The organism is Ferrovibrio sp. (genome assembly GCF_017994015.1).
GTDB lineage: Bacteria > Pseudomonadota > Alphaproteobacteria > Ferrovibrionales > Ferrovibrionaceae > Ferrovibrio.
In genome coordinates this window covers 1-5947 of record NZ_JAGOLP010000103.1, presented here as the reverse complement: position 1 = coordinate 5947, position 5947 = coordinate 1, and the positions used below count along the sequence as shown (strand labels likewise).

Here is a 5947-nt window from a genome sequence, read left to right as displayed (position 1 = left end):
CGGTGGTGCTGCGCACCCAGATGCAGGCCTATTACTCGGCCAAAAATCTGGGGCATTTTGGCCTCAACCTGGCGCGCTATGCGCATTTCACCTCGCCGATCCGGCGCTATTCCGATGTGCTGGTGCATCGCGCCCTGGTCAGCGGCCTGGGCCTGGGCAAGGATGGCCTGACCGACGAAGACCGCGCCAGCTTCGACAACATCGCCGAGCATATCTCGTTCACCGAACGGCGCTCGATGCTGGCCGAACGTGACAGCCTCGACCGCTTCGTTGCCGCCTTCATGGCCGAGCATGAGGGAGCCGATTTCGCCGCCCATATCAACAGCGTGAACCGCTTCGGCCTGTTCGTGGAACTGGACGAAACCGGCGCCGACGGCTTTGTGCCGATGTCTGCCCTGGGCGACGACTATTTCCAGCATGACGAAGCCCGCCATGCCCTGGTCGGCCGCCGCACCAAGCAGCGCCTGCGCCTGGGCGATGCCGTGATGGTGCGGCTGGTGGAGGCCACACCCGTCACCGGCGGCCTGCGCTTTGAACTGCTCAATGCCCATGGCAAACCCAGCGCCCATGGCAAACTCGGCGGGGCACAACCGCGCTCCGGCGTGCACATACCCCGCCCCGGCAAGCCCAAATCCGGCCGCCCGCCCGGCATCCGCACCGGCAAGAAGCAGCGTAACCGCTGATTCTCCCGACATAGCTGCGATTATTCAACGAAGGCCAGCGCAATCTATCCCATGAACAACAAACATCCATTTTAGATTGCACATGACGGGGCACATGATAGATTCTGGAGGAAACTAAGATTACATTTTGTTGGAGTGAAATTATGCATACCGTCCTCAGCAACATATGCACTCAACTTGACGAAATTATCTCACAAATCCAATCACAGATGCCTAGTGATGAGCCTTTAAACGTTGTCCATAATAACTGGAGTTTCCCGGGACTGACTCGCTCAGAATTGATTGAAAGAGTAAAGTGTATTTCAGATGAGATTCGAGAATATTCTCCAACAGAACTTGGCCCCGCTGAGGCAAAGCTTGCAGACTATCCTAGACGCCTCAAATTTTTTAAGAAATAACACCGTTCCTCAATTGTGGAGCAATGCTCAGCAAGCCGTGCCAGCCTTACTCGAAACAATGGCCGGCTTGTCCTTTGCTCTAAAGCCTGTTCTTATCCCAAACGACTTGAATGAAAAAACACGAGAGGCGCTATTAGTTTTAAAACGGCTAAATACAAAAATTCGTACAATCGAAGCTAATATTACAGCAATACAACCTCGTTCAGCAGATTTGTCTTTATTAGTCGAGAGGATTGAGAAAGCTCACGAAGCCGCGGACCAATTGCCCGTAGACCTTGAGGCTCTATCGGAAGCGCGAAGCAAAATCACCGCTATCTCCAAACAAGCAGAGGAGGCATTAGAATCTGCGAACAAGGAGAGGGGCAAGATTGAAAATATTTATGCAGAAACCCAGATAATCGAGGCGAAACTCAAAAAAAAACGCAATAGAATCTGACGCAGTGGTTAAGAAAGCGGAAATGGCCTATTCGGCCGCCACAAGTCAAGGACTTGCAGCGGCGTTCACTGAACGCTCAAAAGCACTTGACTTGTCAATGCGGTTCTGGATTTTCGGTCTTATTTTAGCACTAGCTGCGGGTAGTTATTTTGGGTTTATACGATTTCAAGAACTATCAAATTCACTGAATATGCCAACAGTTTCTAACGCATCAATAATTACCAATTTAATTATGTCCTTCTTCTCCATCGGCGCTCCGATTTGGTTTTCATGGATTGCCACCAAACAGATTGGACAATGCTTCAGACTATCAGAGGACTATGCTTTTAAGGCTTCTATTTCAAGGGCATACGAAGGATATAGAAAGGAGGCTGCGCGAATAGATGAGGCATTTGAGAAAAGCGCGTTAGAGCCCCAGCTACTTGCCTCTGCATTGACAAGGCTTGATGAACAACCTCTTCGTCTTGTGGAAACTGCATCTCATGGTAGCCCATGGCAAGAATTGCTGGATTCGGACACTGTTCGGGATGCTATAAAAAACGTCCCAGACTTTGGGCGACGGGTAATTGATTTGGCTCGCGACTCTCTTAGCAGGCCGAGAAGCTCTGTGCCGAATACAGTTAAAGCTGAAATACCAGAGTCAAAACCTGACTAGGTTAGGCCAAGATTTGCACGAATATGCCGAGCAGATATATCTACAACATGATTATAGAATGTTTGCATGGACTTAGCCGTTGCCCCGACTCGGCTAACATGCGTTAGATAATTGCACCATGACAGATAGTGCCAAGAAGCCCTCGCCGCCGATCCGCGACGCTGCAACCCTGATCCTCTACCGTTTTACCGCCGGCCAGCTTGAAGTGCTGCTGGGCGAACGGGCCGGTGGCCATGCCTTTATGCCGAACCGCTATGTTTTCCCGGGCGGCCGACTGGATATGGCGGATTACCGCATCCGCCCTGCCACCGGGCTGCACCCGGCCACCGCCGCAAGGCTGGAACGGGCGCGTATCACCGGGCCGCGCAAGGCCATGGCCCTGGCGCTGGCGGCGATCCGCGAAACCTTTGAGGAAACCGGGCTGCGCCTGGCCGCCCCGCTGGCCAAGCCGCCGCGCCAGGCCAGCGCCGCGCTGCCCAAGGGCTGGCAGGGCTTCTGCGCCGGCCAGGATGGCCAGTTCCTGGCCCCCGATCCTTCATCGCTGCTCTATGTCTGCCGCGCCGTCACTCCGCCGCAGCGCCCGCGCCGCTTTGATGCCCGCTTCTTTGCCGCCCCGGCAGCAGCCGCCAGCGGCAATCTGGCCCCCTCGGAAGAACTCGGCAAGCTGCATTGGGTGACCCCGGAAGACACCGCCAAGCTCGACCTGCCGGATATCACCAAGCTGGTGCTGAGCAAGCTGCCGGGCTGGGTGGCGCCGGAGGTGGTGGCCGATCCGAGCCAGGGCGTGCCCTATATTCGGCGCGGCCGCGACGGCAAACACGCCATGATCCTGGAATGAGTGAGCCGGAAACGCTGCCGCCCTTTGCACGCGGTGCCGGCCCGGCCTTGCCGCCCGGCACCCGGCCGGTAAAGCCGCGCGATGCCGCCAGTCTGGTACTGGTGCGCCGGAATGATGCTGCCGGCCTGGAAGTGCTGCTGGGCCGCCGCGCCGGCAAACATCGTTTCCTGCCCAATGTCTATGCCTTCCCGGGCGGCCGGGTGGACCTGGAAGACAAATCACATACGCCCGTTAATGATCTGAAACAGCAGGAAAAAGACCGCCTGCTTAAAGCCGGCTGCGCGGCCCGCGATGCTGCCGCCCTGGGCATTGCGGCGCTGCGTGAGACCTGGGAGGAAACCGGGCTGGCATTAGGGCCGCTGCAGGATGGCCGCCTGCGCCCGGACCTGTCGCACCTGACCTATCTGTGCCGAGCCATCACGCCGGTGGAAAGCCCGATCCGCTTCCATGCCCGTTTTTTCCTGGCTGATGCCGAGGCGGCCCAGGGCAGCCTGGGCGGTTCTGGCGAATTGCTTGATCTCGGTTTCCGGCCCTTGGATGAGGCGCTGCGGCTGCCGCTGGCCGATATCACCGAGTTTGTGCTGACCCAGATCGGCAAGCTGCCGCCCAGCCTGCAACCGCCGCGCACCGCCTTCTGGCGCTACCGCCAGGGTCGCCCCGTGGTGAGCTGGGAGGATTAGGGTGCGGGCCCATTCTTAGCGGGTCCGTGACGGCGTGATTTTCTTGCCTGGCCAGGAGGCAAGCCGAAAGCGATGTGGGGCATCGGTGAGGCTTGTCGACGCCGCCAGGCAAGAAAATCACGCCGCCCCGCAGGGGTTGGCCCAGTCAGGCCGCCGGACGTTGTCGCAAATCTTGCCCGTAGCCCCACTACGCGCTTCGATTTGCTCCTAGCCGGCGGCCTGACTGGACCAATCCCGGACCCACTAAGAATGGGTCCGCACCCTAGCCCGTTCGTTTTTTGTATCGGCCCTGGTAGGGCTGTCGCCCAGCCGTAACCCTTCCTTGACAAACTGGCGCGAATCCCTATGCTGCGCCAACTTTTTCGCATCCGTTCGTTGGAATCAGCATCATGGCAAAGCCGACCACCCTGAAGATCAAGCTCTTGAGCACCGCCGACACGGGCTATTTCTACGTGACCAAGAAGAACCCGCGCACCAAGACCGAGAAGCTGAGCTTCAAAAAGTATGATCCGGTGGCGCGCAAGCACGTGGAATTCAAGGAAACCAAGATCAAGTAATCCGTCTGCGGCGGCTAACCCGCTGCATATGCAAACGGCGCCTTCACGGCGCCGTTTTTGTGTTTGTATAACAGGGCCTCATCGCCGCCCTATTCAACCGCCAGCGCCACCTGATTGCGGCCGGCCTGCTTGGCCTTGTAGAGCGCATCGTCGATCCGCTTGAGCAGTGAATTGGCCTCCTCGCCCGGCCGGCTGGAGCCAAGCCCGATCGAGCAGGTAACGGTAAGCTGTTCAATCGGCGCAGAAACCCTTACCGGCACCTCACCGATGGCCCGATGCAGGCGGCTGGACACGACCTGGGCGGCATCCAGGGCGGTATCCGGCATCAGCACCACAAATTCCTCGCCGCCATAGCGGCAGGCCATATCCATGCCGCGGATATTGCGCACAATGCGGGCGCCAATCTCGCGCAGCACCTCGTCGCCCACCGGATGGCCATAGGTGTCGTTGACCTGCTTGAAATAGTCGAGATCAAGGATCAGCGCCGCCGTGCCATGCTGCGACAGGCTCTGGCTCAGCAAAGTGGAGAGATGCGAGGCCATGTAGCGGCGATTGTAGAGGCCGGTCAGCGGGTCGATCACCGCCATCTCGATACTCTGCTGGTAATGCTGGCGCAGCCGCTCCTGATAGCGTTTGCGCCGCACCTGGGCGCGCAGCCGGGCGATGAATTCGTTGCGGTCAATCGGCCGAACGACATAATCGGTGACGCCGATTTCCAAACCCTTCACCAGCGCGCGCTGATCGTCCGGCCCCACCAGCAGCAGGATCGGTACATTGCGAGTTTCCTCGGTGGTGCGCAATTGCGAGCAGAGCCGCAGCCCATCGGGATTCTTCAATGCCAGACTGACCACGATGGCATCATATTCCTGGCGCCGCGCCTCGGCGATGCCGGCAGCACCATCAGCCTGCATCTGGGTTTTGAACTGGCCCTCGATCATGCGCTGCAAACGCACCTGATCGCGCGGATTATCCTCGATCAGCAGGATGCGGGCATTGGCATAATCCTCGTCCACGCTCGGCACCGGCGGCGACAGCACACCCAGCGACTGCGAGGTGCGCTCACGCATGCGCAGCTCATCCAGCATCAGCTTGACCCGCAGCAGCGAACGCACGCGGGCGAACATCGCCACATCGTCCACCGGCTTGGTGAGGAAATCGTCGGCGCCGGCGGAAAGGCCCTGCACGCGGTCTTCAGGATCGCCCAAAGCCGTCACCATGATGACCGGGATATGAGCGGTGGCCGGATCGGACTTGAGCCGGCGGCAAACCTCGAAACCATCCATGCCCGGCATCATCACATCCAGCAGGATCAGATCGGGATTGCCATTCACCGATGCTTCCAGCGCCTCCGGCCCGTTGGCGGCGGTGATGACCTCGTAATATTCACTCGTCAGCTTGGCTTCCAGCACCTTGATATTGGTGCGGATATCATCGACGACCAGGATGCGCGCCGTCATAGCGGCAGCGTCAATTCTTGGCGTCGAGGAAGTGCTTCACCGTCTCGATGAACTTGCCGACCGAGATGGGCTTGGCGATATAGGCGTCACAGCCGCCTTCGCGCATCTTCTCCTCGTCACCCTTCATGGCGAAAGCGGTCACCGCCACCACCGGGATCGAGCGCAGGTTATCGTCTTCCTTGATCCACTTGATCACTTCCAGGCCCGACACTTCCGGCAACTGGATATCCATCAGGATAAGAT

8 protein-coding genes are annotated in these 5947 nt (G+C 58.4%); 6 read left to right on the top strand and 2 right to left on the bottom strand.

Annotated features, from left to right (window positions below; genetic code table 11):
• From KBB36_RS20545 to rpmG, 6 genes are all read left to right on the top strand, one after another.
• The coding region (locus KBB36_RS20545; protein WP_290985658.1) for an RNB domain-containing ribonuclease at positions 1–683 on the top strand (683 nt) is incomplete at its 5' end.
• Positions 684–989: 306 nt separating this feature from the next.
• Complete coding sequence (locus KBB36_RS20540) at positions 990–1517, top strand: hypothetical protein (protein ID WP_290985655.1); 528 nt, start codon at positions 990–992, stop codon at positions 1515–1517.
• Between the two features lie 22 nt (positions 1518–1539).
• Complete coding sequence (locus KBB36_RS20535) at positions 1540–2172, top strand: hypothetical protein (RefSeq protein ID WP_290985652.1); 633 nt, start codon at positions 1540–1542, stop codon at positions 2170–2172.
• A 118-nt stretch (positions 2173–2290) separates the two neighbouring features.
• Positions 2291–3010 carry an NUDIX hydrolase gene (locus KBB36_RS20530; protein WP_290985649.1) on the top strand — a complete coding sequence of 240 codons (720 nt, stop codon included), beginning with the start codon at positions 2291–2293 and terminating at the stop codon, positions 3008–3010.
• A complete protein-coding gene (locus KBB36_RS20525) occupies positions 3007–3690 on the top strand; it encodes an NUDIX domain-containing protein (RefSeq protein ID WP_290985645.1) in 684 nt (227 codons plus the stop codon). Before KBB36_RS20530 ends, KBB36_RS20525 begins: the two co-directional genes overlap by 4 nt.
• 389 nt (positions 3691–4079) lie before the next feature.
• Positions 4080–4247, top strand: a complete 168-nt coding sequence (rpmG, locus tag KBB36_RS20520; RefSeq protein ID WP_290985633.1) for a 50S ribosomal protein L33 — start codon at positions 4080–4082, stop codon at positions 4245–4247.
• 89 nt (positions 4248–4336) lie between these two features.
• On the opposite strand, the gene KBB36_RS20515 is transcribed toward rpmG, so the two are convergent.
• Both KBB36_RS20515 and KBB36_RS20510 read right to left on the bottom strand, forming a co-directional pair.
• Positions 4337–5704, bottom strand: coding sequence for a PleD family two-component system response regulator (locus tag KBB36_RS20515; RefSeq protein WP_290985630.1), 1368 nt, complete (start codon positions 5702–5704; stop codon positions 4337–4339).
• 10 nt (positions 5705–5714) lie between these two features.
• On the bottom strand, positions 5715–5947 hold a 233-nt coding region (locus KBB36_RS20510), incomplete at its 5' end, for a response regulator (RefSeq protein WP_290985627.1).

Bases quoted from the DNA above. Each gene is read 5' to 3' on its own strand.
- KBB36_RS20540 (WP_290985655.1), top strand. From the start codon at position 990: ATGAGATTCGAGAATATTCTCCAACAGAACTTGGCCCCGCTGAGGCAA.
- rpmG (WP_290985633.1), top strand. From the start codon at position 4,080: ATGGCAAAGCCGACCACCCTGAAGATCAAGCTCTTGAGCACCGCCGAC.
- KBB36_RS20515 (WP_290985630.1), bottom strand. From the start codon at position 5,704: ATGACGGCGCGCATCCTGGTCGTCGATGATATCCGCACCAATATCAAG.
- KBB36_RS20525 (WP_290985645.1), top strand. From the start codon at position 3,007: ATGAGTGAGCCGGAAACGCTGCCGCCCTTTGCACGCGGTGCCGGCCCG.
- KBB36_RS20535 (WP_290985652.1), top strand. From the start codon at position 1,540: ATGGCCTATTCGGCCGCCACAAGTCAAGGACTTGCAGCGGCGTTCACT.
- KBB36_RS20530 (WP_290985649.1), top strand. From the start codon at position 2,291: ATGACAGATAGTGCCAAGAAGCCCTCGCCGCCGATCCGCGACGCTGCA.